14 protein-coding genes and 1 riboswitch are annotated in these 17,745 nt (G+C 60.7%); of the genes, 8 read left to right on the forward strand and 6 right to left on the reverse strand.

Features of this window, described 5'->3' with window-relative positions; all coding sequences use genetic code 11:
• Positions 1–59: 59 nt before the first annotated feature.
• On the reverse strand, positions 60–1,367 hold the full coding sequence (locus ACQRAQ_RS03275; RefSeq protein WP_427727828.1) for a hypothetical protein: 1,308 nt from the start codon (positions 1,365–1,367) through the stop codon (positions 60–62).
• 138 nt (positions 1,368–1,505) lie between these two features.
• Positions 1,506–2,450 carry a hypothetical protein gene (locus ACQRAQ_RS03280; protein WP_427727830.1) on the reverse strand — a complete coding sequence of 315 codons (945 nt, stop codon included), beginning with the start codon at positions 2,448–2,450 and terminating at the stop codon, positions 1,506–1,508.
• A 203-nt stretch (positions 2,451–2,653) separates the two neighbouring features.
• Here ACQRAQ_RS03280 and ACQRAQ_RS03285 point away from each other — a divergent pair, with 203 nt between their 5' ends.
• The 4 genes from ACQRAQ_RS03285 to ACQRAQ_RS03300 all read left to right on the forward strand — a co-directional run bounded on the left by ACQRAQ_RS03285 (position 2,654) and on the right by ACQRAQ_RS03300 (position 8,245).
• Positions 2,654–4,633, forward strand: a complete 1,980-nt coding sequence (locus tag ACQRAQ_RS03285; RefSeq protein WP_427727832.1) for an NAD(+) synthase — start codon at positions 2,654–2,656, stop codon at positions 4,631–4,633.
• 118 nt (positions 4,634–4,751) lie between these two features.
• Positions 4,752–5,915 (forward strand): pyridoxal phosphate-dependent aminotransferase, encoded by a 1,164-nt coding sequence (locus ACQRAQ_RS03290; RefSeq protein ID WP_154517336.1) that lies wholly within the window; start codon positions 4,752–4,754, stop codon positions 5,913–5,915.
• Positions 5,916–6,116: 201 nt separating this feature from the next.
• Complete coding sequence (locus tag ACQRAQ_RS03295; protein ID WP_427793888.1) at positions 6,117–7,067, forward strand: L-lactate dehydrogenase; 951 nt, start codon at positions 6,117–6,119, stop codon at positions 7,065–7,067.
• 173 nt (positions 7,068–7,240) lie between these two features.
• Positions 7,241–8,245: a nucleoid-associated protein gene (locus tag ACQRAQ_RS03300; RefSeq protein WP_427747947.1), complete on the forward strand. Its 1,005-nt coding sequence runs from the start codon at positions 7,241–7,243 to the stop codon at positions 8,243–8,245.
• A gap of 247 nt (positions 8,246–8,492) precedes the next feature.
• Here ACQRAQ_RS03300 and dapD read toward each other — a convergent pair whose 3' ends face one another.
• The 3 genes from dapD to dapA are packed head-to-tail and all read right to left on the reverse strand — an operon-like array spanning position 8,493 to position 12,294.
• Positions 8,493–9,212: a 2,3,4,5-tetrahydropyridine-2,6-dicarboxylate N-acetyltransferase gene (dapD, locus tag ACQRAQ_RS03305; protein WP_154517324.1), complete on the reverse strand. Its 720-nt coding sequence runs from the start codon at positions 9,210–9,212 to the stop codon at positions 8,493–8,495.
• Between the two features lie 39 nt (positions 9,213–9,251).
• Positions 9,252–9,992, reverse strand: a complete 741-nt coding sequence (dapB, locus tag ACQRAQ_RS03310) for a 4-hydroxy-tetrahydrodipicolinate reductase (protein ID WP_427727838.1) — start codon at positions 9,990–9,992, stop codon at positions 9,252–9,254.
• Positions 9,985–12,294 (reverse strand): 4-hydroxy-tetrahydrodipicolinate synthase, encoded by a 2,310-nt coding sequence (dapA, locus tag ACQRAQ_RS03315; protein ID WP_427718484.1) that lies wholly within the window; start codon positions 12,292–12,294, stop codon positions 9,985–9,987. The genes dapB and dapA overlap by 8 nt, the downstream gene beginning before the upstream one ends.
• Before the next feature lie 65 nt (positions 12,295–12,359).
• A riboswitch (Lysine riboswitch) is annotated at positions 12,360–12,528 on the reverse strand.
• Positions 12,529–12,672: 144 nt separating this feature from the next.
• Between dapA and ACQRAQ_RS03320 the strand changes: the two genes are divergently transcribed.
• The 4 genes from ACQRAQ_RS03320 to ACQRAQ_RS03335 all read left to right on the forward strand — a co-directional run bounded on the left by ACQRAQ_RS03320 (position 12,673) and on the right by ACQRAQ_RS03335 (position 16,537).
• On the forward strand, positions 12,673–13,860 hold the full coding sequence (locus tag ACQRAQ_RS03320; RefSeq protein ID WP_427793889.1) for an N-acetyldiaminopimelate deacetylase: 1,188 nt from the start codon (positions 12,673–12,675) through the stop codon (positions 13,858–13,860).
• 194 nt (positions 13,861–14,054) lie between these two features.
• Positions 14,055–14,597 (forward strand): DUF4352 domain-containing protein, encoded by a 543-nt coding sequence (locus ACQRAQ_RS03325; RefSeq protein WP_154517316.1) that lies wholly within the window; start codon positions 14,055–14,057, stop codon positions 14,595–14,597.
• 39 nt (positions 14,598–14,636) lie between these two features.
• Positions 14,637–15,059, forward strand: a complete 423-nt coding sequence (locus ACQRAQ_RS03330) for an XRE family transcriptional regulator (protein ID WP_154517313.1) — start codon at positions 14,637–14,639, stop codon at positions 15,057–15,059.
• A 98-nt stretch (positions 15,060–15,157) separates the two neighbouring features.
• Positions 15,158–16,537 carry a serine/threonine protein kinase gene (locus tag ACQRAQ_RS03335; RefSeq protein WP_427793890.1) on the forward strand — a complete coding sequence of 460 codons (1,380 nt, stop codon included), beginning with the start codon at positions 15,158–15,160 and terminating at the stop codon, positions 16,535–16,537.
• A gap of 37 nt (positions 16,538–16,574) precedes the next feature.
• On the opposite strand, the gene ACQRAQ_RS03340 is transcribed toward ACQRAQ_RS03335, so the two are convergent.
• Complete coding sequence (locus tag ACQRAQ_RS03340; protein WP_427727859.1) at positions 16,575–17,708, reverse strand: coiled-coil domain-containing protein; 1,134 nt, start codon at positions 17,706–17,708, stop codon at positions 16,575–16,577.
• Positions 17,709–17,745 lie beyond the last annotated feature (37 nt).

Here is a 17,745-nt window from a genome sequence, read left to right on the forward strand (position 1 = left end):
TCGAGCTCAGGTGATCTAACGAGAAAGGGACGATAACCTTGAGGGTTATCGTCCCTTTTTTACTTGGTAGAAGGCTCGACTTTATCGATGGCCCAGGTGGCTCCGAGACCGCCGGTGGTGTTGCGGCGGATGCGCACGGTGACTTCGTGGCGCTCGCCGGCCTGCGTGTAGCGCAGGGGGAAGCTTGCGCGGTTTCGCGCGGCCTCGATGGTACCGCGCTCGCGGGCGATCCAGTAGTACTCGCCGACGATGCCGAGCGTGTCGGCGCCGTAGGGGAGATAGGTCGACAGCTGGTGCAGCAATGGGCCGGGGCAGAAGACCTCGGTTGTGAAATCGACGGGGAAGTCCTCGGGGATGGCGGGCGCTGCGGGAGCGGGGGTTGGGGCCGCCGCGGGTACCGAAGCCGGTGCCGGTGCGGGAATTTGGTCGCAAGCAGCGGCGGGCACGGACTCGATGACGTGTACGGGCTTTGGCGTCGCTTCCGGCTTGATCGTAGAATCTGCGGGCTCCACGGTGACAGGCGCGTCTGCGGCTGCGGTTTCAACCTCAACCTGCGTCGAGTTCTCGTTCTCGACGCTCGACTTTGCCTCGGCTGGCGTGGAGGCCATGGTGGTGATGCCGGCGTTTGCGTTCTCGGGGTCATAGACGACCGTGAGCGAGATGGCGGGCTGCGGCGTCTCGGGCTCCGGTGTCGACTCGGTAGCGTCTTGATCCGCGGGCTCGTCGGACTGATCGTCCTCGGCCTCGTCGCCAAAAACATCGCTGTTTTGGAACGCAGGCGTCTCGGGTTGGTTGGCGGCTTCTTCGGTTGTCGACTTGGGAGCCTCGTCGAGCTCCGCAGTGGCTTCCTGCTCTGATATGACTTTGGGATCGGTCGTGGCGGCGATTTCGGTTTCGGCTCCTGCCGTTACCTCAATAGCGACTTCGATCTCTGTCTCGGGCTCGGGTTCCGGTACGGCTTCAACCATGGCTTCTGGCTCGGGACGCTTAACGTGCTTGGGGCGCACGGCCTTCAGGTCCTTCTCGCCGCGCTTTTTCTTTTTGTAGGACTGCTTGGCGCCCTTGGCAGCCTTGGGCTTGTCCTCGCCTTTGGCAAGGGCGGCATCCCAGGCCTCGTTGGCGATGACGGTGGCATACAGGCGGCCGCCTTTAAAGACGGTCAGCTTAATGCAGTCGTCGAGCTCCTCGAGCAGCTCGCGCGTGGACTCGAAGCCCAGGTCATAAGCGGCCATATCGCCAGCGGCGAGTGCCTCCTCGACCTGCGTCATAAACGTTTGCTTACCGCACCCAATCGCGTCGCGCAGCAGGCGATACAGATAGATGTGGTTGCCCAGCGATAGTGCGGGCTTAACTATTGTCTTGCTCATGGCAAATCTCCTCTATACACACCAAAGCATCTTACCATCGCATGGGGCTTGCCATCTCGTCGCCCATGGCAAACGGGCGCGACCGTTGCCGGTTCGCGCCCGTTATACAGGTCGGTTATCTATGAGAGGAAAACGTGCTTAGTTGCCCGATGCCGTGCCTTGGCTCGAGCTGTCAGATGGCGTGCCAGATGCGGTGCCGCTCGAGCTGCTATTGTTGCCGCTGTCGGTTGTGTCCGTTCCCGATGTATTGCCGTTTGCCTGGTCGCTCGTGCTCGGTTGAGAGCCGTCGGTCGTTTGGCTTGAGTCAGTCGTGCCGGATTGCGTGCCGCTGTTGTTCACAGAGGAATTGGCGCCCTGCGACTGATCGGGGGCGTTCGAGGACGAATCGGTGGATGCGGAGTTGCCCTGCGAGTCGTCCTGCTGGCTTTGCGATTGATCTGAGCTATCCGCGTCGTGCTCGGTCGTGCGCGACGATAGGATTGGCTCGGGGCGCTCGCCCAGACCCTCACCGGCGGTGGTGATAAGGATGGCGCCAGCGCAGGCGATGACCGCGACGATGGCGATGGCGATCGAGAAGACGATGACCTTCTTTTGCGTCTGGCTGCGCTCTGCCGCCGCCTTGGCACGCAGGCTGTTGGGGGCGACGCGCGCCGTGGTCGCGCGCCCCGCAACCTGGCGCATCTCCTGCGTAATCGCGGCGCCGCCCAGGTGCTCCTCGGCATTAAGGTCAACGGGCTCATAGGCGCCGGCAGGGTAGTCGACGGCGGCGTGCGTACCTTTGAGGGCTTCGGCGCTGGCAGAGATAAAGTGGCGGTAGACCTGCGAGGACACAACGGTGATGACCGAGCTCACGGCGGCACCGATCACCGATCCGGCGATGCCGATCTTGGAAGCAAGTGCGACGCTCGTGGCGGCAGCTGCGGCGCCGGCGATGATTTGGGGAATGGAAATGTCGTCGAACAGGCCCTTTTTGGGCGCGATGGCCATGGTCTGTCCGATGGAATGGTTTTCGTGAACGCCGTTGTTGAGCGCGGCCGGTGTCATGACGCGCGTGCGCGGCGCGTCGGTGTACTTGGTTGTCATACGGGGCCCTCCCGGTGTAAATCTGCTTCGTTTCGTGTAGCCATCAGGGTACCCACCAGATGTGAATCGTACGTGACATTTAACAGATACCATCAACTCATCAATAGCTCACCAAATTGGTGGGATGCGGTTACACCCGGCGGTTGAACTACAATAGGGCTTGCTAATTGTTGTGAATGGCGTCTACGCACGGGAGCATTCTTATGAATCTTCACCTTTCTCAGTCTGATGGCTTTTTGCGTGTGGCGGCGGCCTCGCCGCGGATTCGCGTGGCCGATGTCGAGGGCAATGCCGAGGTTGCGCTGGCGGCTGTTCGCGAGGCGGTCGAGCGCGGTGTCCGTGCTCTGGTGCTGCCCGAGCTCAACTTGTGCGGCTATACCGCGGCTGATCTGTTCCATAACCGCACATTACTGCATACCTGCGAGACCGCACTGGCACATATTCTCGATGAAACCCGCGAGCTGCCGATTGTCTTTACCATCGGTCTTCCCGTTGCGGTGGCCGAGAATATCTACAACTGTGCCGCCGTGTGCTGCGCGGGCGAGCTTTTGGGCCTCACGGCCAAGAAGTATCTGCCCAACTATGGCGAGTTCTATGAGCGCCGTTGGTTTGCTCCGGCGCCCGCCGATCCCGTGTGGGTTGAGTTTGCCGGTCAGGGTCCGGTTCCGCTGGGTTCGGGGCTTGTCTACCGCTGCTGTGATGAGGGCGCCGAGGATTTGGTGCTCGGTATTGAGGTCTGCGAGGATCTGTGGGTGCCGGCGCCCCCTTCGACCGAGATGGCGCTTGCCGGTGCGACGGTGATCCTCAATCCGTCGGCCTCGGATGAGATTATCGGTAAGGCAGATTACCGCCGCAGCCTTATCTCTAACCAAAGCGCGCGCCTGTACTGCGCCTATGCCTACGCGGACGCGAGCGAGGGCGAGTCCACGACCGATATGGTCTTTGCAGGGGAGAACCTCGTCTACGAAAACGGTTCGAAGCTCGCCGCCACGAAGCTCCTCACCTGCGATATGGCGGTGGCCGACGTTGACCTCGACCGTCTGGTTGCCGAGCGTCGTCGTTCGACCACGTGGACGCGCGCGGACGATGCGCCAGAGGCCACGATTGTTGAGTTTTCGTTTGAGGGCGTGCTGGCCGAAGAACCTGTCCTGCGTGATGCGCTCGACATCGACCGTGTTTTCCCCCGCGCGCCCTTTGTGCCGGCCGACCATGGTGACCTGGCCGGGCGCTGCGAGACGATCCTCAATCTGCAGACTGCCGGCCTCAAGACTCGCCTTGCCCATACGGGTACCAAGGCTGCAGTCATCGGTCTTTCGGGCGGCCTGGATTCCACGCTGGCACTGCTTGTGACCGTGCGAGCCTTCGATGCACTGGGGCTGCCGCGCACGGGTATCACGGCGGTTTCCATGCCCGGCTTTGGCACGACGCATCGCACCAAGTCGAATGCCGAGTCGCTCGCTCGCGACCTGGGCGTGAGCTTCCGCGAGGTTTCGATCCACACGGCCGTGGAGCAGCACTTCAAGGACATTGAGCACGACCCGGCCGTCCAAGACGTGACCTACGAGAACAGCCAGGCCCGCGAGCGTACGCAGATTCTGATGGATCTGGCCAACCAGGCTGGCGGTTTTGTCATCGGCACGGGCGACCTGTCGGAGCTGGCGCTTGGCTGGGCTACCTATAACGGCGACCACATGAGCATGTACGCCGTCAACGCGAGCGTGCCCAAGACGCTTGTGCGCCATCTGGTACGTTATGCCGCCGATGTCTTTGGCGGGCGTATTGCCGAGGTCTTGCTCGATATCCTCGATACGCCGGTGTCCCCCGAGCTTTTGCCGCCCACGGGCGACGGTGAGATTGCTCAGAAGACCGAGGATTTGGTGGGCCCGTACGAGCTGCACGATTACTTCCTCTATTACCTGCTGCGTTTTGGCTTTGAGCCGGGCAAGATCTACCGTATGGCGCTCAAGAGCTTTGAGGGTGTCTATGACGCCAAGACCGTCCACACGTGGTTGCGTACGTTCTATCGTCGCTTCTTTGCCCAGCAGTTTAAGCGCAGCTGTCTGCCCGATGGTCCCAAGGTGGGCTCGGTGACGCTCAGCCCGCGCGGCGATTGGCGTATGCCGAGTGACGCCAGCTCGCGTCTGTGGCTTGCGCGGATCGACGCGCTCAATCCAATTGACTAAGGTTGGCTAAATTGAACCAATGCGGGGGTTGCAAGCGTTACACTTTTGCAATCTGATGGCCCGTATCGCGCGGCGCTCTTGTCGGAGCGCCGTATTTTTTATATCGAAAGGTGGCACCATGCAGGCATCGCAGCGTCTCGACCGCTTTGGCGCGGAGGTCTTCGCCTCGCTCAACAACAAACTTCTTGCGCTGAAGGCTCAGGGCAAGACCATTTACAACATGAGCGTGGGCACGCCCGACTTTAAGCCGTACGACCACGTGGTCGAGGCGCTCACGCAGGCCGCCCAAAATCCCGAGATGTGGAAGTATTCCCTGCGCGACCTGCCCGAGCTTAAGCAGGCCGTGTGCGATTACTATGAGCGTCGCTTTGGCGTTTCGGGCATTACGCCGTCCATGGTGCAGTCGTGCAACGGCACGCAGGAGGGCGTGGGTCATTTGGGCCTGGCCCTGCTCGATCCGGGTGACACCATTCTGGTTCCCGATCCGTGCTATCCGGTCTTTGAGGCGGGCGCCAAGATCGCCGATGCCAAGCTCGAGTACTATCCGCTGGTGGCGGAGCACAATTACCTGCCCTATGTGGCGGGCATCGATCCCGAGGTGGCCGATCGTGCCAAGTACATGATCGTGTCGTTGCCCGCCAACCCGGTGGGCTCGGTGGGCACGCCCGAGGTCTACGAGGAGATTATCGCCTTCGCCCGCGAGCACGACCTGCTGATCGTCCATGACAACGCGTACTCCGACATCGTGTTTGACGGCGAGCCCGGCGGCAGTTTCTTGCAGTATCCCGGCGCGCTCGAGGTGGGCGTGGAATTCTTCTCGCTTTCCAAGTCGTTTAACGTCACCGGTGCGCGCATCGGCTTTTTGGTCGGCCGTGAGGATGTGGTCTCTGCCTTTGCCAAGCTGCGCAGCCAGATCGACTTTGGCATGTTCTTCCCGATTCAGAAGGCCGCCATCGCCTGCCTCAATGGTCCGCGCGATGAGGTCGAGGCGCAACGTCTGAAGTACCAGGAGCGCCGCGATGCCCTGTGCGACGGTCTTGAGGACCTGGGCTGGGAGCGTCCCAACGCGCATGGCTCTATGTTTGTGTGGGCCAAGCTTCCCGGTGGTCGCACCGATTCCATGGCGTTTTGCGAGGAGCTTATGGAGAAGGCCGGCGTTGTGGTGACGCCGGGCGCGAGCTTTGGCCCTTCGGGCGAGGGGCACGTGCGCATGGCGCTGGTCCTGCCGCCCGATCAGATCGCTCTGGCTGTCGAGGCCATCCGCGAGGCGGGCCTGTATTAGAAGACTATTCGGGCTCGTCAATAGCTCGAAACCGATTTCGTGCAGTTATTTTACGAATCCTGCAAACAATTTCGGTAAACGGTCGATTTTTGGCTGCGTATAGGAGCATAATCAAAGTCCCGATTGGATGTATTGGGATTACGGCAAGCCGTTCGGGTCGTTCCCGGGCGGCTTGTTTGTGGAGAGAGATGGGAGTTTCTAATGGTTAACGAGAAGAAGGTCGCTATTGTCGGCTGCGGTTTCGTCGGTTCGTCTTCGGCGTTCGCGCTGATGCAGAGTGGTCTGTTCTCCGAGATGGTTCTCATCGACGTGGACAAGAACCGCGCCGAGGGCGAGGCCCTGGATATTGCGCACGGCATGACGTTTGCCGAGCCGATGAAGATCTACGCCGGCGATTATTCTGATGTCGCCGACGCCGCCATGATCGTCGTCACCGCTGGCGCTGCTCAGAAGCCCGGTGAGACCCGCCTGGACCTGGTCAACAAGAACGTCAGCATCTTTAAGTCCATTATTCCCGAGATTAAGAAGTCTGGCTTCGACGGCATTCTGCTCATCGTCTCCAACCCGGTCGACGTTCTGACCTACGCCGCCATCAGGATGTCCGGTCTGCCCGAGGGCCATGTCATCGGCTCCGGCACCGTGCTCGACACCGGCCGTCTACAGCAAATGCTCGGCGCCCACGTCGAGGTTGACCCGCGCGACGTTCAGGCCTATGTCATGGGCGAGCACGGCGACTCCGAGTTTGTCGCCTGGTCCAGCGCTCAGGTTGCCGGCGTGCCGCTGAACACCTTCTGCGAGCTTCATGGCCACCTGGAGCATGAGGCTGCCGAGAAGCGCATTGCCGAGGACGTCAAGAACTCCGCCTACACCATCATCGAGAAGAAGCACGCCACCTACTACGGTGTCGCTATGGCAGTAAAGCGCATCTGCACTGCCGTCATGCGTGACGAGCAGACCGTTCTGCCCGTCTCCTCGCTCATGGTGGGCGAGTACGGCCTGTCCGATCTGGCCATCTCCATGCCGACGGTCGTTGGTCGCGACGGTGTCGTCTGCCGCGTTCCCGTGCCGCTGAACGATGACGAGCAGCATGAGCTCACTGTCTCCGCAAAGGCCCTCAAGGACATTATCGACAGCGTCGACTTTTCCTGCTAAATCAAGCTCGCTAGAGCGAAAAGCTACAACGAAGGCGTCCGGGCCCATGTGACCCGGACGCCTTTTTGATGCATTGGGAACAGGTCGCTTTGCATCAATCTTCGATGCGCCTGGGGCGGACTCGACCGCTATACTGGTTCGTGCCAAAAGCGATCTAGAACGGAATGCCGTATATGAAAATCAATCACGCGATTCTGCATATCCTGGACTTTGACTCTGCCGTCAACGTCATGAGCCAGCGCGAGCTGGATATCGAAAGCCGTACCGTGCGCAGCTTTGTGACCACGCATCTGCGCCGCGCACGTACCTCGGCCGACAATAAGCGCGCCACGTTTGCGGAGAACTCTGCGTTTGGCGGCGAGCTCAAGGGCTATTTCTTTGGTGAGCGTGAGTTCGTGGACTTGTCTCAGCAGATTGCGGAGTTCATCTCTTCCGAACTCACCAAGGCCGAGAAAGCCGAGTCCACTGACGTGCTTGTGGCGGACTTTGACGATGATGAAGATGCCCGCTGGTTTGCCGTGATGCTGCTGGGCTCCAAGCAGGCATTCATGCACGAGGTGGGTCGCGAAGAGGGCGAGGTTCGTAACGACATCGCGCGCCACTACGCCATTTTGCCAAACCCCTCGCAAAAGGTGCCGAGCTATGCCATCGTGCGTGCAAGCACCATGGAGATCGGCTATGTGGATAAGAAGCGCAAGATTGCCGGCGAGGATCGCATGCTCATTCCCGACGGCTTGCTGCAGTGCGACACGGGGGTTTCGGGTAAGGAGGTCATCGACACGGTGACGCGCGTGGTCGAGGAGGTCGCCGAGGAGCACGGCGCCAACACGGCCGTAGCGCTCGCCAAGGTCAAAGCCGCCGTTGCCGAGAAGGTTGAAGACGACGAGGAGCTGCCGCCTTGGGATATCGTCGATGAGGTCTTTGAGGACGAGCCGGTCATCAAGGAGAGCGTGCGTGCGGCGCTGACCGAGGAGAAGGTGCCCGAGCGCGTGCCCGTGGAGCGCAAGCAAGTCGAGCGCGCGGCCGTACGCAATCACAAGATTCGTACCGACACGGGCATCGAGATCAGCTTCCCGGTCGAGATGGGTTCGAACTCCGAGTACATCGAGTTTGTCAACGAGCCCAACGGCCTCATCTCCATCGAGCTCAAAAACATCGGCAGCATCGAGAATCGATAGGTTGCGTTGCGCCTACAGCGGGAAAGCAAAGGCCGAAGCCTCGGACGAGGGCTTCGGCCTTTTTACTTGGGGCTGAATTGCACTGCAGGTTGAGCATAAGTCAGCGAAAACGACCCAGAGCGAGCAAGGTGACGTGAAAGAGGAGGGCATTGACCTTCTGGCCATGCCCGACGATTGAACGTCAGATTGCCGCTCTGGGTCGTTTGGAGCGTCGAGCCGTTACGCGGTTTGGTAAAACCGCGTAACCCTACAGCTGGCGCAGGCCTTCCTCGAGACCGGTCTTGCTGTCGGTCTTCTCGTCGCGCATCTTGATAACGCGAGCGGGGACACCGGCCACGACGGCGCCGGCGGGGACGTCCTCGACGCACACGGCGCCGGCGGCAACGACAGCACCCTTGCCCACGCGCACGCCTTCCAGGACCACAGCATTGGCGCCGATCATAACGTCGTCCTCGATGATGACGGGGGTGGCGCTGGCGGGCTCCACGACGCCTGCCAGCACGGTGCCGGCGCCGATGTGGCAGTTCTTGCCCACGGTGGCGCGACCGCCCAGCACGGCGCCCATATCGATCATGGAGCCTTCGCCAATGACGGAGCCGATGTTGATGATGGCGCCCATCATGATGACGGCACGGTCGCCGATCTCGACGCGGTCGCGGATGATCGCACCCGGCTCGATGCGGGCGTTGATGCCCTTGAGGTCGAGCATGGGCACGGCGGAGTTGCGGCAGTCGTTCTCCACATCGTAGTAATCGATGGAATCGACGTTGGCGTCGAGGATTGCCTTGAGCTCATCCCAGTCGCCAAATACAGTCTTTCCACGGCGGCCGCCATAGACATGCGCATTGCCCCACTGGACCTTCATGCCCGGCTTTTCGCGCACGTACAGCTTGACGGGCGTCTTCTTGGGCGCGGTGGCGATATAGTTGATAATCTCCTGTGCATCCATTTCGGCTGCGTTGCTCATTTGCGGTCTCTCCTTTGGGTGGATCCGGTTGATACCTGGTTAGGCAAACATGACCTGGTCGAACGTATAGAAGCCGGGTTCGCGGGTGACGAGCTTCTGCGCGGCTGCCAAGGCGCCGTTGACAAAGATCTGACGACTCGTGGCGCGATGCGCGAGCGTGACCTCCTCGTCCTGGCCAAAGAAACTCACTTTGTGCACGCCGGCGACAGTGCCACCGCGCAGCGAGTGCATGCCGATCTCCTTGGGGTCGCGCGCTCCGCACATGCCCTCGCGGCCATAGACGGGGTGGTAGCCTGCCTCGGGCTCGGCTTCGACGACGGCGTCGAGCAGCAACTTGGCAGTGCCGCTGGGGGCGTCGACCTTTTGGTTGTGGTGCGTCTCGACGATTTCGCAGTCAAAGCCGGGCAGCTCTCGCGTGGCCTGTGCCACCAGATGACGCAGGGCTGCGATACCGATGGAGTAATTGCCGGAGTGCATGACGCGGGCGCTCTGACCCAGCTCGCGCAGGCGATCCATCTGCTCGGGCGTATAGCCTGTGGTGCCCGAGACCAACGCCGCGCCCGTGCGCTCGACATAGGCGACGACGGCGTCGAAGGTCGCAACGTTCGAGAAGTCGATGATGACGTCGGCTGCCGGAGCGTTCTCGAGCTCTGACAAGTCGAAGCCGATCTGGGCGACGATGTCAAAAACGGGCTCTCCGGCAGCGTCGACAATACCCTCGGCGGTAGTGCGGATGAGCGAGCCCATGCGGCCCGTTCCCATAATGACGGTCTTAATCAAGCAGACCAGCTCCCTTCAGAGCATCGGTAAGTGCGGATCGCGTGTCGTCTGCCATGGGACACAGCGGCATGCGGTAGTTTGCCTCGATCATACCCATCTGGGCGAGCGCTTCCTTGACGGGGATGGGGTTGACCTCGCTAAAGAGGGCATTGATGAGCGGCTGGCCGGCAATCTGGATATCGCGGGCACGTGCCACGTCACCGTCCAGATAGGCGCGGCACATGTCATGTACGAGCTGCGGCTGCACGTCGGCCCACACGCTGATGGTGCCCGAAGCACCCAGACTCATGAGCGGCACGGTGAGCGCGTCCTCGCCCGAGTACATGCGGAAGTCGTCGGACAGCAGGTGGGCGATCTTGGCAGCGTAGGCGACGTTGCCCGAGGCTTCCTTAATACCCATGATGTTGGGGTGCGCGGCCAAGCGCTCCACGTTGCGCTCGCTGATGCCGCAGCCACAGCGGCCGGGGATGTTGTACAGGATGCAGGGGATGTCTACGGCATCGGCGACGGTCTTAAAGTGCTGGTAGATACCCTCTTCGTTGGATTTGTTGTAGTAGGGGGTAATGAGCAGTAGACCGTCGGCTCCCAAGCCCTGGTAAGTGAGCGACTTGGTGAGCATGGTCTGCGTGGAGTTGGAGCCCGAGCCGGCGATGACGGGGACGCGTCCTGCAACTTGCTTGACCACCGCGGCGACAACGGAGTTGTCCTCGTCGTCGGTCATCGTGGCACTCTCGCCGGTGGTGCCCAGGGCGAGGATGGCATCGGTGCCATTTTGCAGGTGGAAATCGATAAGGCGCTCGAGCGCATCAAAGTCGACACTGCCGTCCTTTTTAAACGGCGTAACCAGGGCGACGATTGAGCCCTCGAGATTGCGGATGTCCATGTTCTTCTCCTTCGCTTCGGCGATCTGGATGCGCTTGTTCCATTGGGCGGCGACTGCCAGGCGCTCGTCTTGGGCGCGGCGGCGGGCACTTTCGGCGCGCGACTTGGCCAACAGTTCTCGGCCGCACGGCAGCACGTCGAGCGTGGCAAAGTAATCGCCCGGGCGCTCGGCGCGGCGGATGAGGTCGGCCGCGCCATCGGGGCGCAGCAGGACCTCGGCGGAGCGCAGCCGTCCGTTGTAGTTGTAGCCCATGGAGTAGCCATGCGCACCGGTATCGTGGATTACAAGCAGGTCGCCCATGTCGATATGCGGTAGCTCGCGATCGATGGCGAACTTGTCGTTGTTCTCGCACAGATTGCCCGTGATGTCATAGGTGTTCGTGACGGGCGCTGTGCCCTTGTCGGCGCCGCCCGGCTGACCCATCACCGTAATGTGGTGGTAGGCACCATACATGGCGGGGCGGATCAAATCGACGGCGCTTGCATCGACACCGATATAGTCCTTGTAGATCTGCTTCTCGTGGATGGCCTTGGTGACCAGGCAGCCGTAGGGGCCCATCATAAAGCGGCCCATCTCGGTGTAGATTGCCACATCGCCCATGCCTGCGGGGACCAGGATCTCGTCGTATGCCGCGTGCACTCCCTCGCCGATGGCGTGAATGTCGTTGGCCTGCTGCTCGGGCAGGTAGGGGATGCCGACGCCGCCGGATAGATTGATGAAGGCGACGTGTGCGCCGGTCTCGCGCTCCAGGCGCACGGCAAGCTCAAAGAGGATGCGCGCGAGCTTGGGGTAATAGTCGTTGGTGACGGTGTTGCTGGCAAGGAAGGCGTGGATGCCAAAGTCCTCGGCACCCTTGGTCTTGAGCATACGGAAGGCCTCGAAGAGTTGCTCGGTGGTCATGCCGTATTTGGAGTCGCCGGGGTTGTCCATGATGCCGTTGGAGAGCTGGAACAGGCCGCCCGGATTAAAGCGGCAGCTGACCGTCTTGGGGATGGGCCCCGCAACACGCTCAAAGAACTCGATGTGGCTGATGTCGTCAAAGTTGACGATGGCACCCAGCTTGTCGGCGAGCTCAAAGTCCGCAGCCGGCGTGTCGTTGGACGAGAACATGATGTCGTGCCCCGTGATACCCAGCGAGCGGGCGATCATGAGCTCGGTATAGCTCGAGCAATCGCAGCCGCAGCCGTATTCGTTGAGAATAGAGATGAGTGCCGGGTTGGGGTTGGCCTTGACGGCAAAGTATTCCTTAAAGCCCGGGTTCCACGCAAAGGCGTCGCGCACCTCTTGCATGTTGCGGCGGATGCCCGCCTCGTCGTATAGATGAAACGGCGTGGGGAACTGCTCGACGATATGCTCGAGCGTCTCCTTGTCCACAAACGGCTGCTTGGCCGCATATGCCTCGTTGGGGGTCAATGCCATGTCCCGTAAACCTCGCTATCCAGACGGCGCCATCTGCGCATCGAATCCGCATAGTGTGGACCCAATGTCCGGATAGCGCTCCCGCATTGCTGCAGACAGTCCTGTGGGTGTTTCCCACAGGCCCACCAGGTTGTTCGTGCCCGAAAAACCCAGTTCGGCGGGTTTCGCCTCCCCGCGGGGTCAAAGCCTGCCGGCTCGCCCGCGGCTCTTCGTGCCCGCGCCTCTATCAAGTGGTAAAGACCCTATCACGTTGCACTTTACCAAACAAGAGTATTCGTATATAACGTTTAAAAAATGCAGGGATATGCTGGAAACATGTGCGCCACAATCCTGTATCACAATAAGTTGCAACAGATGTGCCTCACGAAGGGATCCTCTATGACCGAGCTCCAAGAACTCCGTCGCTATCGCCGCGATCTCCATCGCATTCCGGAGCTCGATTTCGATCTTCCGCTAACCATTGCCTATATCGAGGGCGTGCTGGCACCGCTCACCTGCGAAGTGACCCATCCGTGCCCCAGCTGCGTCTGCGCTTTCTTCGACGCCGGCGTTGATGCCGCGCATGCCACGGCGATTCGCGCCGATATGGATGCGCTGCCCATTGAGGAGGCGACAGGGGCGGCCTTTGCCTCGACCCATCCCGGCAAGATGCACGCTTGCGGACATGACGGTCACATGGCCATGGCACTTGCCGCCGCGACGTATGTCGACCGTACGATTCGCGAGCAGCCGGGCGCCATGAGGCGCAACGTGCTCTTTGTGTTCCAGCCGGCCGAGGAAACGACCGGTGGTGCCAAGACGGTATGCGAGAGCGGCGTGTTCGAGCGCTATGGGGTCGACCGCATTTTTGGCTTCCATGTGTGGCCCGATCTGCCTGCCGGCACGTTGGCGAGCTGTTCCGGTCCGCTGTTGGCGCGTTCGAGCGAGACGCATATCTATATTCACGGTACGAGCATCCATATTGCTAAGACCTATGGCGTGCCGGTCGAGGAGTCGCACGATGCCGCGTTGGCGGCAGCGAAGTTTTTGGTTGCCGAGCGCGAGCTGATGGACGAGCTGGGCGGCGACGAGCCCTGCATCGGCAAGTTTGGTCTGCTGCAGGCCGGTACGGTTTGCAACGCGGTGGCGGGGGAGGCCCATGTGGCCGGAAGCCTGCGTGTGTTTACGGACGACATGTTCGACCGGGCGCGCGAAGGCGTGCGCCGCGTGCTGGACGATGCCTGTGCCGCAACGGGCTGCACGTACGATCTCGACTTTGCCGAGGGCTATCCGCCGGTCGACAACGACCCCGAGTTGTTTGCCAGCGTCGCGCCTGCCTTGCCCGGCCTGCAGCTTGTGGAGGAGCCGCTGTTAATTGCCGAGGACTTTGCGTTCTATCAGCGCCATCTGCCGGGCGTGTTCTTCTTGCTGGGCACGGGCGTGCCAGAGGCGCAAGAAAACCCGATCGACGCAGACGGCTGCCCAGCTTATGCGATGAGCGCCCTTCACACCGATACCATGCTCTTTGACGAGGAAATTTTGCTCAAGGGCCTCGATGTCTACAAACGATTGCTTGGCTTGGAGTGACGATGGAACGACGCCGACAGTCTGCCATATATAGTCCTGGTGGGTGCGGGTGTGGCTTGCTGCTGCTCCCGGTTATTGCTGTGAGCATTGGCCGTTTACCGCGGCCTTAGCTCTCAGCTAATGAATTCAAGTTTAATCCTTCCTACGATGTGCTGTGTACCGGCGCGGTAGCCGGATCGTAGGAAGGATGCATAATGAAAAAGCTCGAAAACGAAGTGCTGCTGAGCCGTCGCGCTGCACTTGGCGCATTCGCCACCGTCGCCTTGGGGACTGCCGGTCTTCTTGCCGGTTGTGGTAGCGATAAGGCGACCGTCACCGAGGACGCTGGCGATGGCGACAAGAAGGAAGAGGCGAAGAAGGAAGAGCAGCCTACGACTGACCTGGCGGTTGGCACGACGGTGACCACAGCTGCCGGTCTTTCCGTCGTCGTCGATTCCGTCCAGCCCGGCCTTACAAATTATGACGGTTCGACCATGACGGGCATTCACGTCACGTACGTCAACAATGGCGATGAGGGCGCAGATTACAATATCTACGACTGGAAGGGCGAGGACGCCAACGGCGCCCAACAGAATCAGGGTTACTACAGCGAGGGCTCCGATGAGCTGCAGTCTGGTACCCTTTCCGCCGGTGGCTCCGTGGCGGGCAATATCTACTTTGATGGCGATATCAAGAAGGCACTGTATTTTGCCAACATGTTTGATAAGTCTGCCACTGCAAGCTGGGTGCTGGCCTAGCATGTCGCTACCGTTGCGCCGGATGGGAGGTGAAGTCGTATGCCCGATAAAAAGCTGACCGAGGAGTTGCTCAATGAGCTTCTCGATGCGCCGAACATCGATGGCTATATCAGGGAGCACGACTTTGCCGCACCGTCGCTTTCGGATTACCTGAAGCAGCTACTGCAGGAAAAGGGCTTGGAGCGCTCGCGCGTGGTTCGTATGGCCGATCTCAATGAGACCTTTGGCTATCAGATCTTTACCGGTGCGCGTCATCCGAGTCGCAATAAGGTGCTGCAGATTGCCTTTGCGATGGCGCTGACGCTCAAAGAGACCAACCGTGCGCTGACGGCTGCCGGGGTAAGCGTCCTTAACTGCAAGGACCGCCGCGATGCGATTATCATCTTTTGCATCGATCGCGGGTGCAGCCTCCAAAAGGTCAACGAGGAGCTGTATCGCTTTGGCGAGGAGACGGTGAATTAGCCGCTGATATCTGAGCCGGCGGAGCTGTCGAACAACGATGCAAACGAACGGGGCGCGGATGCCATGGGGTGTCTGCGCCCTGCGCTATGATGGAGGCTATGGATACTCAGACCCCAACATATTCCAATGACGAGCTGACCGCAGCGCTTGCCGAGCACCTGGCGTCGCTCGATCGCGACGACAGCTATCGCGTGGAGCGTGTACTTAAGCGCTCGTCCGTTGAAACAACCGAGCTCGTGTACTTTGAAGGAACCGGCGGTGGTTCGCTCGGTCCCTTTGTCCGTAAACGTATCGATGCTTCGGCTCAAATCGGCGGGGCATACGAGCGTCTGTTTGCCGCTCAGCGGGCAGGCAGGCGTTTTGAGCACCTGCCCAGAATCGTCGATTGTCGTCGTGCGGGCGACGAGCTCAACGTGGTTATGGAATACATCGAAGGGGAGACACTCGGGGCACTGGTGGACCGTCTGGGAGCCGCTCCCGATTATGCGCGTGAATTGTATCCTGTCCTTTGCGACGCCGTGGGCGAGCTCCATGCCGGTTTTGCAATGGCGGGGGAGGCTTCGGCGCCGGTGATCCATCGCGACCTCAAGCCGTCGAATATCATCGTGACAGGTACCAACTATACGCCTGATGACGGCCTGACGTTTTCATCGCTGGTGATTATCGACTTGGGGATCACGCGCGTGTGGCGCGATGGCGCCGATGCCGATACTGTCAAGTTTGGGACACGGCCCTATGCGCCGCCCGAGCAATATGGGTTTGGGCAGACGAGCGTGCGAAGCGACGTCTACGCGCTCGGTGCCCTGCTGTTCTTTTGTTTGACGGGAGTCGACCCTAAACCAGGGCTCGACATGCGCGAGCAATGCGAGGTGCGCGGCATTCCCACTCCACTTGCCGATGTCGTTTGCATGGCGATGGCGCTCGATCCGGCCAAGCGTTTTGCGAGTGCGGAAGCGTTGGGACGGGCGACGCGCGCGGCATACGATCTGAGTCGCCCCGTGCGGCCTCCTGCGCCTGCGCCTGTCCGTACTCCGGCCTCGGAGACGTTGTTGACGCCCCAAGGGCTCCAGAACCCCGCAAGGCTTCCTAGGCCTGCCACCTCCGCTGCATGCGGTCTGCTCTCTCGCGTTCCGGAGTCCCTGGGGCGCATTTGGAATACGCTCGTCTGCTTCTCGCTGCTTGTGTTCTTTGCCGGAAGTCACTTTGCCGTCTTTCAACCCACGGGAGCAAACCAAAGCTACCCGATGTGGCTTCTCATAATCGAGTATTTTTTCTTTGTCGATGGCCTTATGGCGCTTATGCATTTTGCGCTGCTCGATAAGCGCCGTCTTCGTCGGCGATTCGCACTGCTCGACAGCTATCGCGGCAAGAAACTCGCGAAACTCTGGCTCAAGGCATTGGGTGTGCTGCTCCTATGCATGATCGTCATAGTCGCGGTTGCCAATGCGACCGGCGTCGTCGATACCTCCGCTACCTAAAAGAAAAGGGCCCCATTGGGGCCCTTTGCAGTTGCACTTAGATGCGGTTCATCTGAGCGGCGACTTTGTTGTACCAGTCCTGCCACGTGGGTGGGCAGTACTTTTTGGCCGCAGCCGGGGTAAGGGTGGAGCCGTAGTTGGCGCCCAGATAGGCAACGTGAGCGAAGATGCCCTCGCTCCAGCTGCCAAAGCTGCGCCAACCGCCGCCACGTGCACTCCAGCCCCAGGCGTTGTAAGAATTGGCGCAATAAGCACCCTTGGTGCTCTCGATGCAGGCGATGGCGGGGGACCAACGGGGGTCGACGCCGGTATTCCAAGCGGCGACGGCAAAGTTATAGCCCTGGCCTGCCATAGGGGAGCCGGCGAGGTAATTGTCGATGCGGCTCGTCCACTCATTAATGAACGAATCGTAATCGGAACTACCGGTGTTGGCGTTGTTCACCGTGGTGTCGATGGTGGTGTTGGCGTTGGTGGCCTGGCTGCTGGAATTGCTGCCGCTCACGCCCTCGCCCGAGAGCTTCTCGGCGGCAGCGGCCTTATCGGCCTCAAGCTTGGCAAGCTCGGCGGCATTTTCCTGCTCGGCTTTTGCCTGTGCCTCGCTGCGGAGCTGCTGGGCCTGCGCCAGCGCATCCTCGGCGTTTTTCTGCTCTGCCTCAAGCTGAGACTTGGCCTGCTGGAGCTCGGCCTTGTTCTGCTCGAGTTCGGTTTGCATGTTATTGAGCTCTTCGATCTCGTCGAGGCTCGAGCTTGTGATCTGGTTGGTGTATTTGCAGGTCGTGATGAACTCACCCAGGCTCTGTGCGTTGACCAGGAAGCTCACGATGGGGTTGGTGCCCTTCTGGTACTTGTACAGATCGCGCATGGCGGTGCATGCCTTTTCCTGCTGATCGGGAAGCTTCGCCTCGATCTTTTCGATACTTGCCTCGTTGGCGTCAATCTGCTTCTGCAGATCGCCGAGCTTGGTGCGGGCATCGTTGTAGGCGCTCGTGGCGGCTTCGATCTTCTGCTGGGCGGCGGCAAGCTGATCCTGCGTTGCCTGCGAGGCGGCATACGCCGCGACGGGGGAGAGCATCGGCGTGGCCGTCAACGCAACGGCGAGCGCGGCGCTCGTGATGATACGAGCCGGCTTCGACGCGATGAGCGCTGCGGTGCGATGATTCGAATGCTGCATCCAGTCCCTCTGCAATCAATCGTAGGTTATTGTTCCT

The organism is Collinsella sp. SGI.178 (assembly GCF_050313495.1).
Classification (GTDB): Bacteria; Actinomycetota; Coriobacteriia; order Coriobacteriales; family Coriobacteriaceae; genus Collinsella.